We start from the raw sequence: 21,187 nt of genomic DNA on the forward strand, positions 1-21,187 counted from the left end.
CCCAGGGCCCTCCGGAAGGCCGAATTGCACGCCTTGCCGCAACGCTTCCGCCGCATTCTGCAGGACTTGATGCAAACGTTGCGCTTCGGAATGCAGTGTTGCGCTTACAAATTCAATCCACCCGCCGGCCGGGTGCCAGGGCGGGGGCGGAAAAAAGCCCGGAAGCCCCTTGCGCCGGATAGCGACTACCCGTATAATCTCTATTCGCTGCGATGCAGTCGTGGAGTTGCCAGCATAGCTCAGTTGGTAGAGCACCGCTCTCGTAAAGCGGGGGTCATCGGTTCGAGTCCGATTGCTGGCTCCATTGAAAACAGCAGGCCAGGGGCTTAGTCCCCTGGCCTTTTGTTTTACCCTTGATCTAGTTGCCGCCAGTCGCACACGAGCGCACGCGATCCAGCGCCCGTTCTGCGCCCTGCCCCTCTCAGGCGCCGAGTCCGGAGGGCGGCATGGAGGAATCCCCTCGCTTGCTCTGTCCCCCTCGCTTGTCGCTTGCTCCACGCGCGGCTCGCCCGCGGTTCGCCCTCGGTTCGCCCTTGCCTCACCGAGTCCTTCTAGACACTTGTGATTCTTGTATGCCGAAACGAGAAGGGGAGGCGGTGGCGCACGGACCTGCGCCCCGAGCAAATCGCTTTTTGCTGACAATTTTTGAATATTTTGTCCTGAAACCATTAAATGAACAGCTCTTATTTAATGCTTTGCCGACAATTTTTTGAAATTTTGTCGAGAAAGAGCGATTTGCTTCCCGTGTCGATCTCAATCGGTGCGCAACCGCCCCATCCGCGAGGCCGCCAGGCCGACCTCCTGACGCGAAAGGCGCGAAATGAGCAGCTACGACCTCCACCCGACGATCCGCATCCACTCCGGCGAGATCCCCGAGCGCGGCTACGAGCGCGTCGTCGCGCGCATCCGGGAGGAGCTCGCCGCCCGCACGACCGCCCGCGTCACCGACGGCCCGGACGTGGGCGCCGCCGGCCCCGTCGTCCTCGCGCTCGAGTGCTACCCGGGCACGGACCTCGACGAGCTCCGCCGCGAGCTCGTCGAGCCGCTCGCCCCGAGCCTCACGATCCTCTCTGACGACTACTCGCAGCCTGCCGAGCAGGTGCAGCGCCGCATTGCGGACTGCATCACCGACGACCGCGTGTTCGGCGTGATGTCGCACTACAGGATCGAGCAGTTCTTCGACGAGGCGCAGGTGGCCTCGGCGGGCGAGAAGATCCGCGCGGCCCGGGGGCTGGTGGTGGTGTACGGCGTCGGCGCCGCCTGGCTCTGTGAGGCGGCCGGCGCCGGCGCGGGTGACGCAGGCGCGGAGGCGGCCGGCGTCGGTGCGGCACCTGGCGCCCCGGCCCTTCTCGTCTACGCGTCCCTCACCCGCTGGGAGATCCAGCTGCGCCTGCGTGCGGGCGTCTGCAACTGGAAGGCCGACAACGCGGACGAGGACGCACTGCGCAAGTTCAAGCGCGGCTACTTCTTCGAGTGGCGCGTAGCCGACCGCATCAAGCGCGACCTCGCAGACCGCGTCGACCTGCTGCTGGACTGCAACCGCCGCGGTGACCCGCGCATGGTGAGCGGCGAGGCGTGGCGCGTCGCCCTCGCGCAGGTCGCGACCCAGCCCTTCCGCCTGGTGCCCTACTTCGACGCGAGTGTGCGGATGACGTCGACGAGGACGTCTGCCTCCTCGTCGGTCGAGGACCAGCTCGTCGCGAGCCGCACGGCGGTACGGCCGTCGGCAAGGTGGCTCCAGAAGCCCGCCTCCACGCGGGCCTCGAGTCGCTGGAGCTGGTCCTTCTCGAGCGCGACGATGACCTGGTTGGTCTGCTGCGGCTCCAGGAGCTCGCAGCCTGCCTCCTCGAAGGCGCGCGCGACGCGCGCGGCCTGCGCGTCAGCCCGCGCACCGAGCCGCTGGTAGAGGCCGTCCTCGAAGAGCGCCTCGAACTGCGCGCCCACGAGGAAGCCCTTGGCGAGCAGCGCGCCGCGCCGCTTGACGAGCGTCAGGAAGTGCGGGCAGGTGCCGGGCCTGGGGAAGACGACCGCCTCGCCCAGGAGCGTGCCGCACTTGGTGCCGCCCACGTAGAAGGCGTCCGTGAGCCGAGCGAGGTCGGCCAGGCCCACGTCGTTGCCGGGGGCGGCCAGGGCGTAGGCGAGCCGGGCGCCGTCCACGTAGAGCCCGATGCCGCGCGCGTCGCAGACGGCGCGCAGCGCCTCGAGCTCCGCCAGGCTGTAGAGCCTGCCGTACTCCGTGGGCTGCGACACGTAGACCAGGCCGGGCATCACCATGTGCTCGCGGTTCTCGTCCTGCTCCCACGCCTGGCAGGCCGCGTCCACCGCCTCGGCCGTGAGCTTGCTGTCCTCGCCCCCAAGCTCGATCACCTTGTGCCCCATGGCCTCGATCGCGCCGGCCTCGTGCACGCTCACGTGTCCCGAGTCCGCCGCCACGACGCCCTGCCACGGGGCGAGAAGGGCGTCGATCACGACGGCGTTGGCCTGCGTGCCGCCCGCGAGGAAGCTCACCTCCGCCTCCGGGGCGCCCGCCGCCTCGCGGATGAGGGCGCGGGCGCGCTCGCTGTGGGCGTCGGCGCCGTAGCCCGGGTTGGGCTCGAGGTTCACCTCCTGGAGCCGCTCGAGGACCTGCGGCAGCGCGCCCCTCTCGTAGTCGGATGCGAACGGGAGCCTCTGCGGCCCCTCTCCCTGCGTCGTGCCCATGTCAGTCCGGTACCTTCCTGTCGTCTGTCCTCGCGTTGTCTCTTCCGCGCATCGGCGTTGCCCGCACTCGCGGCTCGCCGCCGGCCGGGTCCCTACCCAAGGTCGAGCTCGGGGTACTCCGCGCCGATGTAGGAGAGGGCCTCGTCCCACTGGTCGCGCTGGACCTCGCCCTTTGCGCGCTTGCGCCTCGACGTCGCCCACGCGAAGACCTCGCGCGGGTCCTCGCCCGCGTCCAGCCGGTCGCAGACCAGGAAGTAGGGGTCGTCATCGTCGAAGAAGTCGTCAGCCATCGCGTTCCCTCCGTCTGTCATCGCGTCGCCGCTGCGGCCGGCGCCTGCGCCCGTCGAGCTGCAGCGGCCTTCCGTAGGCCGGCGCCCGCGCAGTCGCGCCCGCATGGGCGCCCGTCGTGGCGCCGTGCTCGTCGCGGGGTCCCTCCTGTCGTAGAGTATCCCATTGGGGGCGTCCGGCTCACGGGCGAGCTGCCCAGCGACGACCTCAGGGGGAACGGAGGAGAGATGATCAGGCTCATCGCGGCGGACATGGACGGGACGCTTCTGGACGACCGGGGCAGGCTGCCGGAGGAGACCTTCGGGCTCGTCTCGGCCCTGCGCCGTCACGGCGTCATCTTCGTCGCGAGCTCCGGGCGGCGCTACCGGACCCTGCGCGAGTTCTTCGCGCCGGTCGCGGACCAGATGGACTACGTGGCCGCGCTCGGCAGCCAGGTGTACGCCGACGGCCATCTGCTCGACCGCGAGGTCTTCTCGACCATGGACATCGGCCGCCTCTTCAGGGTCTGCCAGGCCCTCGACTGCCTGCACCTGGTGCTCTACGACGAGCGCCGCACCTACCTGCTGGACGACCAGTCCCGCTACGTGCGAGAGCTCGACAAGGACCTGCCCCGTGCCGAGCGCCTCTTCGACCCGCCATCCCCCGACGTGAGCATCATCAAGGCCGCCGTGTGCTACGACCGTCACGAGGACATCATGGACATGGTGTACATCCTCGAGCGCGAGCTGGGCGACCGGTTCTCCTTCATGCCCTCCGGCTCCACCTGGATCGACGTGACGCCGTCCCAGGTGAGCAAGGCGACCGGCCTGGAGCAGGTCATGCGCTACTGGGGCATCGACCCGCAGGAGGTCGTGGCCTTCGGCGACAGCATGAACGACTACGCGATGCTGCGCTTCGTCGGTCACCCCTACGTGATGGGCAACGCCCGCCCGGCGCTCAAGCAGATCGCGTGCAGGGTCGTGGGCACCAACGAGGAGCACGCCGTCCAGCGCGAGATGCGCCGCCTCCTGGAGGACCTGTCCTGATCTGGTTGCGGCCTTCTATGGGCGACGCTGGCCGGAGCAGGCGCGCCACACGTCTGCCATCCGCGGAAATCGACAACGGAAAACGCGGAAACCGACAATGAGAATCGCGAAATCCGACAACGGAAAACCCGGAAACCGACAATCAAATTCGCAGAATCTGACAACATCGCAGCTAGAATGCTAGATAATGAGCCTTGGGGATATCGCATCATAAGTTGGGAGGTCGGTGGCGATGTCAGTCGTTCCTGCGGGGTACCTGCCCCGAATCGTCGACGACGAGGTCGACGAGTGCCTCGAGACCTACGGCGCTGTGGAGATCGCCGGCGCCAAGTGGTGCGGCAAGACCTGGACCGCGCGCCGCCATGCGAGGAGCATCATCTACCTCGACGAGGGCCAGAACCTGGACATGGCGCTTGCGGACCCCAAGGCCGTCCTCGTGGGGGAGCGGCCGCACGTGATTGACGAGTGGCAGCTCGCCCCCTCCGTATGGGACGTGGTGCGCCACGAGGTCGACGACGCAGGAGGCGAGAAGGGACTCTGGATCCTGACCGGCTCGTCGACGCCCGCGAAGGACCGGGTCCACCACAGCGGTGTGGGCCGAATCGGCAGGGTGCGCATGCTGCCCATGTCGCTGCAGGAGTCCGGCGACTCCACGGGGGAGGTCTCCCTGGCGGGCCTCTTCGAGGGGAAGTTCGCACACGTCTCCTGCGAGATGGACGTCGACCGGCTGGTGTCGCTGTGCTGCAGGGGAGGGTGGCCGGAGGCCGTCGGCATCAGGCCGTCTCGTGCCCTGCGGATAGCGAGGGACTACGTGGACGCGACGGTAGAGCAGAGCGTCCCCGCCAAGGGCGGAAGCCCCGACACGGCGCGGCGACTGCTGGGAAGCCTCGCAAGGAACCTCGGCCAGGCGACGACCAGGAAGACGATGGTGCGCGACATGTACGGCGAGGCAGGCGAGACCGACGCGGTCTCGCCGGCGACCGTCTCGAACTACGTCGCCCTTCTCGAGTCGCTCTACCTCGTGATGCCCGTGCGCGGGTGGGAGCCCCCCGCCCGCTCGCCCAAGCGATTCCGGACGAGCCCCAAGCGCTACCTGGTCGACCCGTCCCTCGCGGTCGCGCTCTTGCAGATGAACGAGCGGTCGCTCAAGGAGGACTGGCAGACGCTCGGCCTGGTCTTCGAGAACCTGTGTGTCCGCGACCTCACCGTCTACGCGCGTGCCCTCCCCGAGGCGTCGCAGGACCCCATGCACTACTACCGCGATGACAACGGGCTCGAGGCGGACGCCGTCATCGAGGACGCGTCCGGCAGGTGGGGTGCCTTCGAGGTGAAGCTCGGCGAGAACAGGGCGGACGAAGCCGCCCAGAACCTGCTGCGCATCCGCGAGAAGCTGGCGAGGAACTCTCTCGCCCGCACGCGCGAGCCGGAGTTCCTGGCGGTCCTGGTCGGTCTCGGCGAGCGCTCCTACCAGAGGGCGGATGGCGTCTACGTCATCCCCGTCGGCTGCCTCGGCAGGTAGCCGCCGCGCCCACCACCGCACCGGTGCGTCTTGTGCCGTTCCGGGGAGCCCCCGCGTGGTAGGCTACTGCGTCGTTGTGACGTGACGGGGGAGGTTTCTCTTATGGCAGAGGTGACGGGCGGGCGAGAAGGACGTGCGGCCGAGGACGGGCGCGCGCAGGGCGCGCAGGGCAGGCCGGCTGCTCCGGCTGCGCGGGCGAGGCTCTGCGTGGCGGTCCTGGTCCTCATGGGCTTCGCCCTGGGCTGCTCGGAGTTCGTCGTCATCGGCATCGAGAGCGAGCTCGCGCGCGACTTCGGCGTCTCGCTCTCCACGACAGGCCAGCTGATCAGTCTCTTCGCGCTGCCCTACGCCGTCATGACCCCGACCCTGGCGCTCGCCACCGGCCGCTTCAGGCGCTACCACGTGATGCTCGCCTACCTGGCCCTGTTCCTGCTCGCAAACGTCGTCTCGGCGTTCGCCGCGACCTTCGGGGCGCTGCTCTTCGCCCGCATCGTCCTGGGGTCCATCTCCGGTGGCCTGCTCGCCGTGGGGGTGACCTTCCTCCCCGAGCTCGTGGGGGCCGAGCGCACCTCGGGCGCCCTCACCCTCGTGTACGCGAGCTACTCGGTGGCGCTCATCGTGGCGACGAGCGCGGGCAAGATGCTCGCCAGCACGGTGGGCTGGCGCGTCGCCATGTACGGCACGCTCGCGGTCTGCGTCGTGGCCTGCGTCCTGCTCGCCCTCCTCATGCCGCGCTCCGGCGCGACCGACGAGCCCGCAAGCGCCCGCGAGCAGCTGCGGCTGCTTTCGGAGCCGTGCATCCTTGCGGGCATGGCCGTGTTCGTCTTCGGCGTAGGCTCCGTCTACACCTTCTACGGCTACGTGACGCCCTACCTCGAGCAGGTCCTGGGCATGGGCGCGGCCGACGCGAGCCGGACGCTCGTCGCCTACGGCGCCGTCACCCTGGCGAGCAACTTCCTGAGCGGCTGGCTGGACGAGCGCTTCGGCCTGCGCTCGCTGACGGTCGTCTTCCCCGTGCTGGCGGCGGTCCTGCTCGGCCTCTTCCTCGCAGGAGGCAACGCCGGCCCCGCCCTCGTCATGGTCATGCTGCTCGCGCTGCTCATGTACCTCGCCTCGATCCCCAGCATCTCCAACTTCATGGACGTGGCGCGCCGGCGCTACCCCAAGGCGTTCACGCTGGCGAGCTCGCTCGAGCCGCTCTCGTTCAACGTGGGCATCGCGGCGGGGACCTTCGTGGGCGGTAGGGTCATCGTCGGCCCCGGCATCTCCTACCTGGGGCTCTTCGGCGCGATGCTCGCCGTCGTGGCGTTCGTCCTCGTGCTGGTGACCGTCTCGCTCTCCCGCCGGGAGCGCGCGCGGCAGGCGTAGCCCCGCTGCGGTGGCCCCGGCCTGCGGCGGCGTCCGACTGTGGCGTCCGGCGCGCGAGGACGCGGCTTCGGACCTGGCGGCCCAGGGACGCCGGTCCGCCAAACAAGCTAATGGTATTAGCATATGGAGGTCCCATGGAGCCGGGGCTTCCTTCGCTAAGGGCGCTAGCTGACTCCGACGCTGAGGGGTATAACCTCCCTCATGAACTAAGGCCATTAGCGAACGGGAGGACGTATGGGCGGAACGGCAACAGGGGCGGGCGGCGCTCCCACGGACTGGGACGGGCTCGCGCACGAGCTGATCGCGTCCATGCGCGGCATGCGCGGGGGCTTCCAGCACTGCAAGGGCGCGGATGCGAGGCATGGCGAGAACGCCGTGCTGCACCTGCTGCACCACAGCCCCGAGGGGAGGTCGCCGGCTGCGCTCGCCGAGGCCTGCCACGTGTCGAGCGCGCGCATCGCGCAGACGCTCAACCAGCTCGAGGGGCACGGCCTCGTCAGGCGCCGGCCGAGCGAGCGCGACCGGCGTGGGGTCATCGTGACCATCACGGAGGCGGGCGAGCGGGAGCTCGGGGCCCGCTTCGAGAAGCGGGTCGGCTTCGTCGCCGCCGTGCTGCGGCAGCTCGGCGAGGACGACGCCCGCGAGTTCGTGCGGCTCTGCGGCCGCGTGAGCGCGATCGTCGTGCGGATGGCGAAGGGGGGCGAGGGCCGATGAGGATCTTCGGGCTCCTGCGCGGCCACGTCGCCGAGGTGGCCGCGGTCTGCGCGCTCCTTCTCGTCCAGGCGCTCTGCGAGCTCTCGCTGCCGCGCTACATGTCCGACATCGTGAACGTCGGCGTTGTGGGCGCGCAGGCCGGCAACGCCGCCTACCTGGGCCACATGGCCCTCGTGATGCTCGGCTTCTGCGTGGGCTCGCTCGTGGCGGCGACGCTCTCCGGCCTCGTCGCATCGCGCGTGGCGGCCTCGGTGGCGCGCGACCTGCGCCGCGACGTCTTTGCCAAGGTGATGTCCTTCTCGCCCGCGGAAGTCAACCGCTTCTCGCAGTCGTCGCTGATCACGCGCTGCACCAACGACGTGCAGCAAATCCAGAACCTCGTCGTGATCTTGCTGCGTATGGTGATGTTCGCGCCGGTCATGGGCGTGGTCGCCGTCGTGCAGGTCGTGGGCACGGGAGGCGGGCTCGCCTGGATCGTGGGCGCGGCGCTCCTGGCGGTCCTGGGCGTCGTCTCCGTGCTCTTCTCGCTCACGATGCCGCGCTTCCGGGTCATGCAGTCGCTGGTGGACCGCGTGAACCTCCTCGCCCGCGAGATGCTCGACGGCCTCATGACCATCCGCGCCTTCGGGCGGCAGGACCACGAGCTCGCGCGCTTCGACGCGGCGTCGGGCGACCTGCGCGACGCGCAGCTGTTCGTCAACCGCGCGATGACGCTCATGATGCCGCTCATGATGCTCGTGATGAACGTCGCCACCGTCGCGATCGTGTGGTTCGGCTCGCACGGGGTGGCCGCGGGCGCGATGCGGGCGGGCGACATGATGGCCTTCATCAGCTACGCCATGATGATCGTGATGAGCTTCCTCATCGTGTCGATGGTCGCCGTGATCCTGCCGCGCGCGGAGGTCTCTGTGGGCCGCGTGCAGGAGGTGCTCTCCGTCGAGCCCGCCGTGCGCGACCCGGAGCGCCCCGTGGCGCCCGCCGCGGACGCGCCGCGCGGGCGGCTGGTCTTCGACCACGTGGGCTTCCGCTACCCGGACGCCGAGGGCGACGTCGTGAGCGACGTCAGCTTTGCGACCGCGCCCGGCAAGGTGACGGCGATCGTGGGCTCCACCGGCTCCGGCAAGTCCACGCTCGTGCAGCTCGCGCCGCGCCTGTACGACCCCACGTCCGGCACCGTCACGCTCGACGGCGTGGACGCACGGCAGATGTCTCTGGCCGACCTGCGCTCCCGCGTGGGCTACGTGCCCCAGCAGGGCTTCCTGTTCTCGGGCACCATCCGCAGCAACGTCGCCTTCGGCGCGGCCGCCGCGGGCGAGAAGGACCCGCGCCCCGACGAGGGCCTGCTGCGCGCCATCGACGTGGCGCAGGCCGCCGAGCTCGTGGCCGAGAAGGACGACGGGCTCGACGCCGCCATCGCGCAGGGCGGCACCAACGTCTCCGGCGGCCAGCGCCAGCGCCTGGCCATCGCCCGCGCGCTCGCGACGCACCCGGAGGTCCTGGTGCTGGACGACTCCTTCTCCGCGCTCGACTACGCCACCGACGCGCGGCTGCGCCAGGCGCTGGCGCGCGAGTGCGCGGACATTGCGGTGCTGGTGGTGGCCCAGCGCGTCGCGACCGTGATGGGCGCGGACCAGATCGTCGTGCTCGACGAGGGCCGCGTCGTGGGGAAGGGCACGCACGAGGAGCTGCTGCGCACCTGCCCCGAGTACCTGGAGATAGCGAAGAGCCAGCTCAGCGCAGCGGAGCTCGGCCTCGAGGAGGGGGAGTAGCATGGCGGAGGAGTCGCTCAGGGAGCAGAGCGCCAGGCAGGCGCGCCAGGCGCGCGGCCGCGGGCACGGGCCCGGCAGCCGCATGGCCGCGGGCGAGAGGGCCAAGGACTTCGGGGGCACCGTCCGCAAGCTCCTGCGCTACATGGGGCCCTACCGCGTGGGGCTCGTGGCGGCCGTGGCGCTCGCGATGGCGGGCGTGCTCTTCTCGGTCGTGGGGCCCAAGGTCCTGGGCAGCGCCACGACGGAGGTCATCCTCGGCGCGCAGGCTGCTGCAGCCGGCACCGGATTCATCGACTTCGGCAGGATCGGCCGCATCCTCGTCGGCCTGCTCAGCATCTACCTGGCGAGCGCCGCGGCGTCGGGCGCCCAGAGCTGGATCATGACGGGCGTGACCCAGAAGGTCGTCTTCCGCATGCGCGGCGAGATAGCGCGCAAGATCTCGCGCGTGCCGCTCTCGTACTTCGACGGCGGGGCCATGTCGAAGGGCGACGTGCTCTCGCGCATGACCAACGACGTCGACACGTTGAGTCAGTCGCTGAACCAGGGCCTCGTCCAGCTGGTGACCTCGGTCACGCAGGTCGTGGGCGTCGCGGCGATGATGCTCTCGATCTCCGTCCCGCTCGCGGGCGTGACCTTCGTGACGTTGCCGGTGTCCGCGCTGGTGCTCGGCGTGCTCATCAAGAGGTCGCAGCGCTACTTCCGCCAGCAGCAGGAGCAGCTCGGCGCCGTGAACGGCCGCGTCGAGGAGGACTTCTCCGGCCAGGTGGTCATCCAGGCGTTCAACCGCGGCGAGCGCGCCGTCGAGAGCTTCGATCGGGAGAACGACCTGCTGTACGAGAGCGCGTGGAAGAGCCAGTTCCTCTCCGGCCTCATGCAGCCGCTCATGAGCCTCGTGGGCAACATGGGCTACGTGGGCGTCGTGGTCGTGGGCGCGGGCCTCGCCGTGAGCGGCGCGATCCAGCCGGGCGACATCCAGGCGTTCATTCAGTACGTCAAGAACTTCACACAGCCCATCACGCAGCTCGCGACCGTCTCGAACGTGCTGCAGCAGATGGCGGCCTGCGCCGAGCGCGTCTTCGAGTTCCTGGAAGCGCCCGAGGAGGAGGAGACGGCCGCGCTCGACCCGGCCACGGGCGAGCCCGCCGAGGCCGTCGGCCGCGCCGCGGGCGCCGTGGACTTCGACCACGTGTCCTTCGGCTACCTGCCGGGGCAGCAGATCATCCACGGCTTCTCCGAGCACGTGCGCCCCGGCCGGACGGTCGCGATCGTGGGGCCCACCGGCGCCGGCAAGACCACGCTCATGAAGCTGCTGCTGCGCTTCTACGACGTGGACGAAGGCTCGCTATCCGTGGACGGCCACGACATGCGCGACGTCGCCCGCGCCGACCTGCGCCAGAACTTCGCCATGGTCCTGCAGGACGCGTGGCTCTTCAAGGGCACCATCCGCGAGAACATCCGCTTCGGCCGGCTCGACGCCACCGACGAGGAGGTGGAGGCCGCCGCGCGCTACGCGCACTGCGAGCACTTCATCGAGACCCTGCCCGGCGGCTACGACTTCGAGCTGGACGAGGGCGCCACCAACGTCAGCCAGGGCCAGCGCCAGCTGCTCACCATCGCCCGCGCCGTGCTGGCGGACCGCCCGATCCTGATCCTGGACGAGGCGACCTCCAACGTGGACACGCGCACCGAGTGGCGCATCCAGCGCGCCATGGACAAGCTCATGGCGGGCCGCACGAGCTTCGTGATAGCCCACCGCCTGTCCACGATCAGGAACGCCGACGAGATCCTGGTGCTGCGCGACGGGGACGTGGTGGAGAAGGGCACGCACGAGGAGCTCCTCGCCAAGGGCGGCTTCTACGCGCAGCTGTACCGGTCGCAGTTCGAGGAGGCCGCGTAGGGCGGGCTCGGGGCGGAGGGGGTCGCCTAGGCGCCGAGCTCCTCTCGGACGTAGGACCTGAACTCGGTCTTTCCGGACCCTCGCGGGTGCCTTTCGCCTTGTTCGCCTATTTTCGCCTTGTTCGCCTTTGCGGGCAAGCCGTGCCGATGGCACGGCCCCGGCCAGCTGGGTCCGTGGTATCCGGCAGAGGCGCTCGGTATATCATGTGCGGAAGGCCGCGGCCCCCGGCGCAGAATCGCGCAGGGGGCTGCGCGCCAAGGGCGTCCAGGGGCGAAGGAGGCGGCGATGATCCTCACGACGGGGCAGTACCAGCGGCTCGTAGAGCTGCTGTGGGCGCTCTACGACTTCGCCGCGGTCCGGCTCGACCTCACCGACGAGCTCTACCCCGACGGCGCCTTCGAGCCCGACCCCGAGGTCCAGGCCAGCCTCATGAAGTATGTCTGGGACGAGGACCGCTCGACCATCGACGACTTCGCGCGGGAGAACCCCGCCGACCTGCCCGCCGCCGACGTCCAGGAGCTGCGCCGTTGGGGCCAGGGCCTCTACGGGACCTTCTCGGTCGTCCGCGACGGCCTGGGGCAGAGCGTCCTTCTCGGGGAGGGGATGGGCTTCGTCGTGACGGGCATCAACGCGGAGCCCTGGGAGGTCGTGAGCGCCGAGCCCGCCTTCGTGAGGACCGCGCTCATCCCCTTCGGCGACAAGATCACGTACGCGGGCGTCCTCGTGGAGCCCCGGATCGCCGTCAGCGACGACATGGGGGAGCTGCTGCGCTCCGAGCTCGCGCGCCGGCGCGCGACCGGCGGGCTCGTGAGCGACGCCCGCACCTTCGTGCGCGCGGTCCGCGAGCTGCGCTATGGCACCTGGGGGCACGCGGAGGCCCTGGGGGCCCGCGCGGCCTCGCAGGCCCCTGCCGGCGCGGGCGCGCCCCTGTCGGCCGTCCTGCCCCGCCCGAGCGAGCCGGTCCTGGCGGGCGTGAGGGGCATGCCCGCCGGGCAGCACCGGGGGGCCCTCGCGGGCCTCGTGGGCCGCGCGCGGGAGCGGGCCTGCCGCCTGCACCGCCTGGGCCTCCACGCGCCGGGCTCGCCGCTCGGACCGCACGCTGCCGCGCCCGAGCGCACGGTGGCCGTCCAGCCGGTCGAGTTCGCAGAGGAGCTCCTGCGCCTGCGCGGCGTCGCGCGCCTCGCGGAGGTCTCGCGCGAGTGCGTGGCCTACTTCGTCCGCAACGGGATCGAGGGGCCCCGCCCGCACGAGGCGAGCCAGGTCTCCAACGAGCTGCTCGCCCGCTGGCGCTCCTTCCCGGACGGCGTGAACTACGAGGTCGTGGACGCACCGGACGGCTGCTACCTCGTGGAGTACACGCTTGCCAAGGACAACTGGTACGAGCTCACGGGGGCGTGGCACCCGGACGACTCTGACCGCGACGACGGCTACCCCGGCTCGGAGCTGGCGGCCGGCCTCAGGTCGCTCCTCGAGGGCAGGCGCCACCTGCCCCCGCGCCCGGTGCCCGACGACCTCTTCGACCACCTGACGGACTTCTTCGGCTGGTCGCTCGACCAGCCGCCCATGCGCGCCCTCACGCGCTACCTCGACGCCCACGTCCCGGACGGCGAGGACGACTACGCCTACGCGAACGACGTCCTCGGCTTCGTCCAGGAGTGCCTGCACGTGGGGATGGGCGTCGACGAGATCGTCTGGGAGCTCTTCGACCGCGGCGCCTGCCCGGACGAGAGGAGCTTCGACGCCCTGGAGTGGCTCGTCTGCCAGGTCGTCGACGGCATGCCGAGCTGGGCGTGCAACGGCTGGTCGCCCCGGGAGGCTCGCGAGCTCGCCGGGCGCGAGGGGGGCCGCGAGTGAGCGGGCGCGGCCGGCTGGCTGGCGGCTGCCTCACGAGGCGCGGCCTCCTGCGCCTCTCCGCCGGGGCGTGCGCCGCCGTCGCGGCCGCGGCGGCACCGGCTGCGCTCCTCGGCTGCTCCGTCGGGGCGGGTCCTGCCGGGGGGCTCTCCGAGACCACCTTCTTCGCCTTCGACACCATCGTCGACCTGCGCGCCTACTGCACGCAGGCGACGCTCGACCTCGCCCGGGACAGGTGCTCGTACTTCGAGGGGATCTTCGACGCGATGACCGAGGGCACGGACGTCTGGCGGATCAACCACGCCGGGGGCGAGGAGGTCGAGGTCGCGCAGGAGACCGCCGACGTCATCGAGCGCTCCCTCGCGTACTCGGAGGCCTCGGGCGGACTCTTCGACGTCACGGTCGGCTCGGTCTCCCTCCTGTGGGACTTCGACAACCAGGTGCGCCCCGAAGACGCCGCCATCGAGGCCGCCGTCTCCCACGTGGGCTGGCAGGGCGTCTCCGTGAGCGGGCGCAAGGTGCGCCTCGCCGACCCCGAGGCCAAGGTCGACCTGGGCGGCATCGCGAAGGGCTACATAGCCGACGACCTCGCCGCGCTCCTCTCCGAGCACGGCGTCGCGAGTGGCATCCTGAACCTGGGGGGCAACGTCTACGCCCTGGGCGAGAAGCCCGACGGTAGTGCGTGGAGGGTCGGCGTCCGGGACCCCAACGCGCGCTCCGGCGCTTCGGACGGCTCCGCTTCCTCGCAGGAGGTGAGCGCCTACGTCGAGTGCTCCGACCGCTCCGTCGTGACCTCCGGCCTCTACGAGCGCAGGTTCGAGAAGGACGGCGTCGCCTACTGGCACATCCTCGACCCGAGGACCGGCATGCCCGCCGAGAGCGACCTCGTGAGCTCGTCGATCCTCTCCGCGCGCTCCGTCGACGGCGACGCGTTCGCCACGGTCCTGTTCCTGCTCGGCAGAGACGCCGCGCTCTCGCTCGCGGAGTCGGAGCCCGCGATCGAGGGCGCGCTGCTCGAGGGCGCCGACGGCACCGTCACGACCACGCCCGGCTCCGGCTTCGTGGCCCTGTAGGGGGGAGGGGGGATGGCTCTCAGCGCGAAGGACGTGCGGCGGAGGCGTGGCGACGCCGCTGCCGTTGCCGCCACCCACGGCAGCGCCCCGGGCGGCGCCTCGCCCCGCCGCAGGCGCCGGAGGGTGGTCGCCGCCGTCGCGGTCGCCCTCCTCGTGGCGGCGGCGCTCGCGGCGAGCCGGCTCGCCGCGCCGCGCGGCCAGGGCCGCTGGGCCGTCGTGCACGACGGCGACGGCAACACCCTCGCCCTCGACCTCGCCGAGGACCAGGAGCGGCGGGTGGAGACCTCCCTCGGCTACAACGTGGTCGTGGTGGAGGGCGGCACCGTGCGCGTCTCCGACGCCGACTGCAGGGGGCACGACTGCGTGGGCCAGGGCAGGATCTCCGAGGTGGGGGAGCGCGTCGTCTGCCTGCCGCACCGCCTCTGGATCGAGGTCTGCGAGAGCCCCGAGGGCTCGGGCGGCCCTGCGGGCGCGTCTGCGGCTGCAGGCGGCCTCGACGCCGTCGGGGGCTAGGGCGCCCGGCAGGCGCCCCCGCCTGCGCTGGCGCCTGGGGTCCGCTGTCCTTCTCGCCCGGGGCGGGGCTGCGCGAAACGCACACGAGCCCCGCTCGCCCCTCCCGGGCCCGCGCGGCTTTGTAGTACCCTGCCATGGGAAACGAAAAATGAGAGCTATCGACTGGCGTATCGCCCCCGGCGGGTGCGCGGCGGCCTCCCGGCACGCCTGCGCCCCGCACCGCGGGGAGGGCGCCCGGGAGGCGGGCCCATGGCAGCGAGCAAGGCCAAGAACAAGGCCAAGAACAAGGGGAGAAGGAGGGGGCGCGGGCTCCTGCGCACCTTCCTCGGCTACTACGAGGGGCAGATGCACCTGTTCGTGGGCGACATCGTCTGCGCGGTGCTGGTGGCGGGGATCGACCTCGCCTTCCCCCAGATCCTGCGCACCCTGACGAGGGGGGTGTTCGCCGAGGGCCCCGACGCCATCCTCTCCGTCCTCGGCTACCTGCTCGTGGGCCTGGTCGCGATGTACCTCGTGCGCTTCGCGAGCCGCTACTTCGTGGTCTTCTGGGGCCACGTGATGGGCGCGCGTATGGAGAGCCGCATGCGCGAGGACCTCTTCGACGCCTACGAGCGCATGAGCTTCTCCTACTTCGACCGCAACAAGAGCGGCGACCTCGTGAGCCGCCTCGTGAGCGACCTGTTCGACATCTCGGAGACCGCCCACCACGGCCCGGAGTTCCTGCTCATCGGCGTTGTGGAGATCGTGGGCTCCTTCGTGATCCTCTCCACCATCAACGTGCCCCTCACGCTGGTGCTCGCCGTGGTGCTCGTCGCCCTGGTCGCCCTGGACGTGGTGGCCAACGTGCGCATGCGCGAGGTGTACGACGAGAACCGCGTGCGCATCTCGGGCGTCAACTCGCGCCTGGAGGACTCCCTCGAGGGCGTGCGCGTGGTCAAGAGCTTCGCCGCCGAGGACCTCGAGCGCTCCAAGTTCCGCGCGTCCAACGACGCCTACCTCGCCTCCAAGACGAGGATGTACCACGCCATGGGCGTCTACCAGGCGGCCATCGCCGTCATGATGGGCTTCCTGAACGTCGCCATCGTCGTCTTCGGCGGCTGGCTGATCGCGCGCGGGCAGATGGACGCCGGCGACCTGGCGACCTTCGCGCTCTACGTCTCGCTCTTCACCAACCCGATCACCAACATCCTGAACTTCACCGAGACCTTCCAGAAGGCCGTGGCGGGCTTCGCGCGCTTCATGGAGGTGCTCGACACCCAGCCCGACATCGAGGACGCCCCCGACGCGCGCCCCCTCCGGGTCACCGAGGGCGCCATCGAGTACCGCCACGTGGACTTCTCCTACGTGGAGGGCGAGCCCGTCATCTCCGACCTCAACCTCAAGATCCGCCCGGGCGAGACGATCGCGCTGGTCGGGCCGTCGGGCGGCGGCAAGTCAACGACCTGCTCGCTCCTGCCGCGCTTCTACGACGTGGACGCCGGCGAGATCTTGATCGACGGGCAGGACGTGCGCTCCGTGACCCAGGAGTCGCTGCGCCAGGCGATCGGCCTCGTGCAGCAGGACGTCTACCTCTTCGATGGCAGCGTCGCCGACAACATCGCCTACGGCAACCCCGAGGCGACCCTCGAGGACATCCGCGAGGCCGGCCGCCGCGCGCACGTGGAGGACTTCGTCCGCGACCTGCCCGAGGGATACGAGACCGAGGTCGGCCAGCGCGGCACGCGCCTGTCCGGCGGCCAGAAGCAGCGCATCGCGATCGCGCGCGTCTTCCTCAAGAACCCGCCGATCCTGATCTTCGACGAGGCGACGAGCGCGCTGGACAACGAGAGCGAGGCCGCGGTGCAGCAGTCCCTCGCCGACCTCGCCGAGGGGCGCACCACGATCGTGATCGCCCACAGGCTCTCGACCATCAGGGACGCCGACGAGATCGTGACCATCGACGACGGCCGCGTGTCCGAGCGGGGCACCCACGAGGAGCTGCTCGCCCGCGGCGGCACCTACGCGCACTACTATCGGATGCAGTTCGGGGACGCTCAGGCCTAGCCCAGGACCTGCTCGGCTATGCGGGCCGACTCGTTGGCGTCCTTGGCGTAGAAGTCCGCGCCGACCATCTTGGCGTACTCGGGGTTGAGGACGGCGCCGCCGACCATGACCTTGCACCAGGGCGCCTGCTCGCGCAGCAGCGCGATCGTCTCGGCCATGGCCGGCACGGTCGCGGTCATGAGGGCGGAGAGGCCGGCGAGGGGCACGTGGTCGCGGACGACCGCGTCGCAGAAGTCCTGCGGGTCCACGTCGCGCCCGAGGTCGATCACGTCGTAGCCGTAGTTCTCGAGCAGCATCCTCACGATGTTCTTGCCGATGTCGTGGATGTCGCCCTTCACGGTGGCGAGCGCGATCCTCCCCTTGGAGGCGACCCCTGCCCCCGCGCCTGCCTGGTGCTCCCTGATCTCGTCGAAGCCGGCCTTGGCGGCCTCGGCCGAGGCCATGAGCTGCGGCAGGAAGAAGCGGCCGCGCTCGAAGCGCTCGCCCACCTCGTCGAGGGCGGGGATGAGGACCTCGTTCACGCAGTACATCGCGTCGTGGCTGGCGAGAAGCTCCCGCACGACCTCGGGCAGGGGGCCCTTGCGGCCAGAGAGCACGAGGTCGTAGGCCCTGCGCTCGAGCTCGCCCGCGGGGGCCGCGCCCCCCACGCCCGAGGCGTCGCCGCCCGCGGCGGGAGCGTCTCCGCCGCGGGGCCCCGCGTCCTTCTCGCCCGGCGCGCCCGCGCCCGGGGCCTGCGCGGGGGGCTTGGGCGCGTCGGTGCGGTCCGCGTAGGCGGCCACGTAGGACTGGGCGCTCCCGTCCTCGCCGGAGAGCACGCGCCAGGAGTTGACCACGTCCATCATCCGCTGCTGCATGGGGTTCATGATCGCGAGGTCGAGGCCGGCGGAGAAGGCCGCGGCGAGGAAGGTCGCGTTCAAGAGCGGACGGAAGGGCAGGCCGAAGCTGATGTTGGAGACGCCCAGCACCGTGCGCACGCCGGGCAGCTCGCGCTTCACGAGGCGGATGCCGTCGAGGATGGCCCGCGGGGCCTCCTGGTCGGTCGAGGCCGCCATGGCCAGGCAGTCGATCGCCACGTCCTCGCGGGGGATCCCCCAGCGCTCTGCCTCTCCTACGATCCTGCGCGCGATGGCGAGGCGCCCCTCGGCGGTCCGGGGGATGCCCTCCTCGTCGATCGTGAGGCCCACGAGGGCGCAGCCGTAGTGGGCGGCGATGGGGATGACGGAGGCCATCGTGTCCCTGCGGCCGTTGGTCGAGTTGACGAGGGGCTTTCCGGCGTAGCGCCTGACCGCGGCCTCTATGGTCTCGGGCACGGCGGAGTCGATCTCGAGCGGCAGGCTGGTGACGCCTGAGAGGTCGTCCACGAGCCTGGCCATGGTCGCGCGCTCGTCGATTTCGGGGAGTCCGGCGTTGACGTCGAGGATCTGGGCGCCCGCCTCGGCCTGCTCGATGGCGAGGCCCATCACGTAGTCGAGGTTGCCCGAGCGCAGGGCCTCCTTCATGCGCCGCTTGCCCGTGGGGTTGATCCTCTCGCCGATGACGCCCACGTCGCCCTCGCGGAGGGCGCAGAGCTCCTGGGAGCTCGCGACCACGAAGTCGTGGCGGACGTCGCGGGGCCGTGGCGTGCGCGCGTCGAGGAGTGCGCGCTCGGCCGCCACGTAGGCGGGCGTGGTGCCGCAGCAGCCGCCGACCACGGTCACTCCGGCGTCGAGCATGCCGGCCACGGCCTGCGCGTACTCCTCTACCCCCACCCCGTAGGTGGTGACGCCGTCCACGACTGCGGGCAGGCCAGCGTTGGCCTGGGCCATCACGGGGACGCGGCTCCAGGGGAGCATCCGCTCGACGAGCGGCGCCACCTCGGCGGGCCCGAGCGAGCAGTTGATGCCGATGACGTCCGCGCCGAGGGCGGAGAGGGTCGCGGCGGCCACCTCGGGCGTGGTGCCCAGGAAGGTGCGGCCGTCCTCGCCGAAGGTCATGGTGCAGAAGACCGGCAGGTCGCACATCTCCCTGCAGGCGAGCAGGGCGGCCTTGGCCTCGGCGAGGTCGGTCATCGTCTCGATCACGACGAGGTCGGCGCCGGCGGCCTCGGCGGCCAGGGCCTCCTCCGCGAAGAGGTCGTAGGCCCGCTCGAAGGGCAGGGTGCCCAGGGGCTCCAGGAGAGAGCCGGTGGGGCCGATGTCGGCCGCCACGTAGCGCGGGCGGGCCGCCCGAGCGCAGGCCACGGCGGCGCGGAAGACCTCGTCGACGCCCGCCCTGCCCGCGAGCTTCTGCCGGGAGGCGCCGAAGGTGTTGGTGGTGACGACGTCGGCGCCGGCGCGCACGTAGGCGGCGTGGACGTCCGTGACGAGCGCGGGGTCGGTGAGGCAGAGCAGCTCGGGCAGCTCGCCGGCGGCCATGCCGCGCTCCTGGAGCTGGGTGCCCATCGCGCCGTCGAAGAGCAGGAGGGCCTTCCCGGCGAGCACCTGGGCGAGAAGGTCGTCCCTCACGCGGGTCTCGCGCCGCGCCCCTGCGCCGAAGCGCGCCGGCGGCCGCACCCAGGCCGCCGGCTCGGCCGGCGCGGCCTGAGCGCGCGCGTCCTTCTCGCCCGTGGTGTGCTCGTCAGTGTCGTTTGCCATAGCAGGTCCTTCCGGTCGGCCTCAGGAGGCAGAAGTCGTGGCAGATGCAGCCCTTGCAGGAGAGCCTCGTCCGCTCCTGCGGGGCCCCGTAGAGCCCCACGAGGGCGGTGACGCTCTTGGTGGGGGTCATGAGCTGGGTGCTCGAGAGGGCGATGCCGAGCCGGCGCTGGGCGTCGAGCGTGGCGAGCAGGGTCGGCTGAACGGACAGGGGCAGGTCCCCGTAGCCGGGGGAGAAGCGGTAGTTGGTGTAGAGCCCGCGCTCGGCGGCCTCGCGCACGACGCGGGCCTCGGCGGCGTCCGCGGCGCGCTCCACGAGGGCGCTCGAGGCGGCGTCGAAGATGAGCTCGTCCACGCGGCTGGTGAGCGAGAGGCGCCTGAGCTCGCGCTCGTTGGCCATGCCCAGGGTCACCGCGAGCACGCCGACGGCGCGGGCGCCCGCGAGGTAGGCCCGCATGGACTCGCCGGGAAGCTCGAGCGCCGTGCCCTCGAGGCGCCCTACGAAGCGCCCGTCCTTCTCGCCCGCCTCCGCGCACTCGAAGATGCGCACCACGCCCGCAGGCCGCGAGACCGCGATGCAGCGCTCGACGTCCGCGTCGATGCGCCCCTCGAGCGCCGGGTCCACCTCCTGGCCCGCGTGGCCCAGGTAGCGCAGGACCTCGCCGCGGTCGACGGAGGGGATGTCGAAGGAGAGGACCTCGCCCGCGCCCGCCGTCACGGCCCTACCCCCTCACGTAGCCGCAGCGCCTGAGGGCCTCGTAGGTGTCGCGCGCGACTGCGGGCTTGTTCATGCTGTAGATGTGCAGGCCGTCCACGCCGTTGGCGGCGAGGTCCTCGAGCTGGCCCACCGCGTACTCCACGCCGGCCTTGCGCTGGTCCTCCTCGGAGTCGCCGGCCGCCACGAGCCGGCGCACCACCTTGGCGGGGATGGAGGCGCCGCAGGAGAAGGCCATGCGCTGGATCTGGCGGGTGCTCGTGAAGGGCATGATGCCCACGACCACGGGGACCTTGATGCGCGCGCGGACCAGCCGCTCGCGGAAGCGGTAGAAGTCCTCGTTCTCGAAGAAGAGCTGCGTCACGAGGAAGTCCACGCCGGCGTCCTGCTTGCGCTTGAGGTTCTCTATGTCCTCGTCGAGGCTCGCGCACTCCACGTGGCCCTCGGGGTAGCAGGCGCCGCCCACGCAGATCTGGGGGTTCCTCGCCTTGATGTAGGAGACGAGGTCGCTCGCGTGCTCGAAGTCGATCGCCTCCCGGCCGGGCGTGCGGTCGCCGCGGAGGGCGAGCACGTTGTCGATGCCGGCAGACGTGCAGGCGTCGAGGTAGGCGTCCACGTCCGCCCGGCTGGACCCGAGGCAGGTGAGGTGGGCGAGCGAGGTGGTGGGTGCGGGCGTGCGCGCGATCTCCGCGGAGATTGCGAGGGTGTTCCCGGAGTTGCCCGAGCCTCCGGCCGAGAAGGTCACGGAGATCCAGTCGGGGTGGGTCTCCGCGATCATCTGCTCGGAGATGGACCTCGCCGACTCGACGGACATCTCGCCCTTGGGCGGGAAGATCTCCACGGAGAAGGTCTGCTTCCTGTCGAGGATGTCGCGGATGCGCATGGTCTTACCTCCACTCGTCCGGGGCCCGGCGCGGCCGCACGCGGGCCGTCTCCCGGCCCCGAGTCGCCAATTGGCACGATGGTACTCGCGCCTCGAGCCGGACCCCGGATGTTTACCCAAGGTTTATGTAGGTTCGGGCGAGGGGGCACCCCTACCTGCGCCGCCTCCGCGCCATCCGCGGTGCGCCGGCGGCTTCGCGGCTTTACGGGTATAAGAGCCT

At 70.9% G+C, this 21,187-nt stretch carries 15 protein-coding genes and 1 tRNA gene; 11 read left to right on the top strand and 5 right to left on the bottom strand.

Annotated elements, in window-relative coordinates; genetic code table 11:
- Positions 1 to 228 precede the first annotated feature (228 nt).
- A tRNA-Thr gene (locus tag VXJ25_RS08370) sits at positions 229 to 304 on the top strand.
- A gap of 1,322 nt (positions 305 to 1,626) precedes the next feature.
- Here VXJ25_RS08370 and VXJ25_RS08375 read toward each other — a convergent pair.
- Together VXJ25_RS08375 and VXJ25_RS08380 are read right to left on the bottom strand one after the other, a co-directional pair.
- The gene (locus VXJ25_RS08375) at positions 1,627 to 2,700 is read right to left on the bottom strand and encodes a threonine aldolase family protein (RefSeq protein WP_330958758.1); all 1,074 of its coding nucleotides are present in this window, start codon (positions 2,698 to 2,700) and stop codon (positions 1,627 to 1,629) included.
- A 92-nt stretch (positions 2,701 to 2,792) separates the two neighbouring features.
- Positions 2,793 to 2,990 carry a hypothetical protein gene (locus VXJ25_RS08380; protein WP_330958759.1) on the bottom strand — a complete coding sequence of 66 codons (198 nt, stop codon included), beginning with the start codon at positions 2,988 to 2,990 and terminating at the stop codon, positions 2,793 to 2,795.
- A 225-nt stretch (positions 2,991 to 3,215) separates the two neighbouring features.
- On the opposite strand from VXJ25_RS08380, the gene VXJ25_RS08385 reads away from it, so the two are divergent.
- From VXJ25_RS08385 to VXJ25_RS08430, 10 genes are all read left to right on the top strand, one after another.
- Positions 3,216 to 4,013, top strand: a complete 798-nt coding sequence (locus VXJ25_RS08385) for an HAD family hydrolase (RefSeq protein ID WP_330958760.1) — start codon at positions 3,216 to 3,218, stop codon at positions 4,011 to 4,013.
- 232 nt (positions 4,014 to 4,245) lie between these two features.
- Positions 4,246 to 5,532: an ATP-binding protein gene (locus VXJ25_RS08390; RefSeq protein WP_330958761.1), complete on the top strand. Its 1,287-nt coding sequence runs from the start codon at positions 4,246 to 4,248 to the stop codon at positions 5,530 to 5,532.
- Between the two features lie 102 nt (positions 5,533 to 5,634).
- A complete protein-coding gene (locus VXJ25_RS08395; protein WP_330958762.1) occupies positions 5,635 to 6,900 on the top strand; it encodes an MFS transporter in 1,266 nt (421 codons plus the stop codon).
- A 234-nt stretch (positions 6,901 to 7,134) separates the two neighbouring features.
- A complete protein-coding gene (locus VXJ25_RS08400) occupies positions 7,135 to 7,614 on the top strand; it encodes a MarR family winged helix-turn-helix transcriptional regulator (RefSeq protein ID WP_330958763.1) in 480 nt (159 codons plus the stop codon).
- A complete protein-coding gene (locus VXJ25_RS08405; protein ID WP_330958764.1) occupies positions 7,611 to 9,383 on the top strand; it encodes an ABC transporter ATP-binding protein in 1,773 nt (590 codons plus the stop codon). The genes VXJ25_RS08400 and VXJ25_RS08405 overlap by 4 nt, the downstream gene beginning before the upstream one ends.
- 1 nt (position 9,384) lies before the next feature.
- Positions 9,385 to 11,280, top strand: coding sequence for an ABC transporter ATP-binding protein (locus VXJ25_RS08410; RefSeq protein ID WP_330958765.1), 1,896 nt, complete (start codon positions 9,385 to 9,387; stop codon positions 11,278 to 11,280).
- Positions 11,281 to 11,565: 285 nt separating this feature from the next.
- Complete coding sequence (locus VXJ25_RS08415) at positions 11,566 to 13,134, top strand: hypothetical protein (RefSeq protein WP_330958766.1); 1,569 nt, start codon at positions 11,566 to 11,568, stop codon at positions 13,132 to 13,134.
- A complete protein-coding gene (locus tag VXJ25_RS08420; RefSeq protein ID WP_330958767.1) occupies positions 13,131 to 14,204 on the top strand; it encodes an FAD:protein FMN transferase in 1,074 nt (357 codons plus the stop codon). Before VXJ25_RS08415 ends, VXJ25_RS08420 begins: the two co-directional genes overlap by 4 nt.
- Before the next feature lie 12 nt (positions 14,205 to 14,216).
- Entirely contained in the window at positions 14,217 to 14,717 is a 501-nt protein-coding gene (locus VXJ25_RS08425; RefSeq protein ID WP_330958768.1) for a NusG domain II-containing protein, read from the top strand.
- A gap of 249 nt (positions 14,718 to 14,966) precedes the next feature.
- Positions 14,967 to 16,760 carry an ABC transporter ATP-binding protein gene (locus VXJ25_RS08430; RefSeq protein ID WP_330958769.1) on the top strand — a complete coding sequence of 598 codons (1,794 nt, stop codon included), beginning with the start codon at positions 14,967 to 14,969 and terminating at the stop codon, positions 16,758 to 16,760.
- On the opposite strand, the gene VXJ25_RS08435 is transcribed toward VXJ25_RS08430, so the two are convergent.
- Genes VXJ25_RS08435 through VXJ25_RS08445 form a run of 3 tightly spaced genes read right to left on the bottom strand, consistent with a single transcriptional unit; the run spans position 16,757 to position 20,967 of the window.
- The gene (locus tag VXJ25_RS08435) at positions 16,757 to 19,372 is read right to left on the bottom strand and encodes a homocysteine S-methyltransferase family protein (RefSeq protein WP_330958770.1); all 2,616 of its coding nucleotides are present in this window, start codon (positions 19,370 to 19,372) and stop codon (positions 16,757 to 16,759) included. The two genes, VXJ25_RS08430 and VXJ25_RS08435, sit on opposite strands and share 4 nt — an antisense overlap.
- Positions 19,356 to 20,087 (bottom strand): vitamin B12 dependent-methionine synthase activation domain-containing protein, encoded by a 732-nt coding sequence (locus tag VXJ25_RS08440; protein WP_330958771.1) that lies wholly within the window; start codon positions 20,085 to 20,087, stop codon positions 19,356 to 19,358. Before VXJ25_RS08440 ends, VXJ25_RS08435 begins: the two co-directional genes overlap by 17 nt.
- 4 nt (positions 20,088 to 20,091) lie before the next feature.
- Positions 20,092 to 20,967: a methylenetetrahydrofolate reductase gene (locus tag VXJ25_RS08445; protein WP_330958772.1), complete on the bottom strand. Its 876-nt coding sequence runs from the start codon at positions 20,965 to 20,967 to the stop codon at positions 20,092 to 20,094.
- Positions 20,968 to 21,187 lie beyond the last annotated feature (220 nt).

The sequence above is a fragment of the Olsenella absiana genome (assembly GCF_036408855.1).
GTDB classification, from domain to species: Bacteria; Actinomycetota; Coriobacteriia; order Coriobacteriales; family Atopobiaceae; genus Olsenella_K; species Olsenella_K absiana.

Excerpts from the sequence above, each read along its gene's own strand:
- VXJ25_RS08430 (WP_330958769.1), top strand. The coding sequence starts at position 14,967 with ATGGCAGCGAGCAAGGCCAAGAACAAGGCCAAGAACAAGGGGAGAAGG.
- VXJ25_RS08400 (WP_330958763.1), top strand. The coding sequence starts at position 7,135 with ATGGGCGGAACGGCAACAGGGGCGGGCGGCGCTCCCACGGACTGGGAC.
- VXJ25_RS08385 (WP_330958760.1), top strand. The coding sequence starts at position 3,216 with ATGATCAGGCTCATCGCGGCGGACATGGACGGGACGCTTCTGGACGAC.
- VXJ25_RS08410 (WP_330958765.1), top strand. The coding sequence starts at position 9,385 with ATGGCGGAGGAGTCGCTCAGGGAGCAGAGCGCCAGGCAGGCGCGCCAG.
- VXJ25_RS08405 (WP_330958764.1), top strand. The coding sequence starts at position 7,611 with ATGAGGATCTTCGGGCTCCTGCGCGGCCACGTCGCCGAGGTGGCCGCG.
- VXJ25_RS08445 (WP_330958772.1), bottom strand. The coding sequence starts at position 20,967 with ATGCGCATCCGCGACATCCTCGACAGGAAGCAGACCTTCTCCGTGGAG.
- VXJ25_RS08380 (WP_330958759.1), bottom strand. The coding sequence starts at position 2,990 with ATGGCTGACGACTTCTTCGACGATGACGACCCCTACTTCCTGGTCTGC.
- VXJ25_RS08395 (WP_330958762.1), top strand. The coding sequence starts at position 5,635 with ATGGCAGAGGTGACGGGCGGGCGAGAAGGACGTGCGGCCGAGGACGGG.
- VXJ25_RS08390 (WP_330958761.1), top strand. The coding sequence starts at position 4,246 with ATGTCAGTCGTTCCTGCGGGGTACCTGCCCCGAATCGTCGACGACGAG.
- VXJ25_RS08415 (WP_330958766.1), top strand. The coding sequence starts at position 11,566 with ATGATCCTCACGACGGGGCAGTACCAGCGGCTCGTAGAGCTGCTGTGG.
- VXJ25_RS08375 (WP_330958758.1), bottom strand. The coding sequence starts at position 2,700 with ATGGGCACGACGCAGGGAGAGGGGCCGCAGAGGCTCCCGTTCGCATCC.
- VXJ25_RS08435 (WP_330958770.1), bottom strand. The coding sequence starts at position 19,372 with ATGGCAAACGACACTGACGAGCACACCACGGGCGAGAAGGACGCGCGC.
- VXJ25_RS08425 (WP_330958768.1), top strand. The coding sequence starts at position 14,217 with ATGGCTCTCAGCGCGAAGGACGTGCGGCGGAGGCGTGGCGACGCCGCT.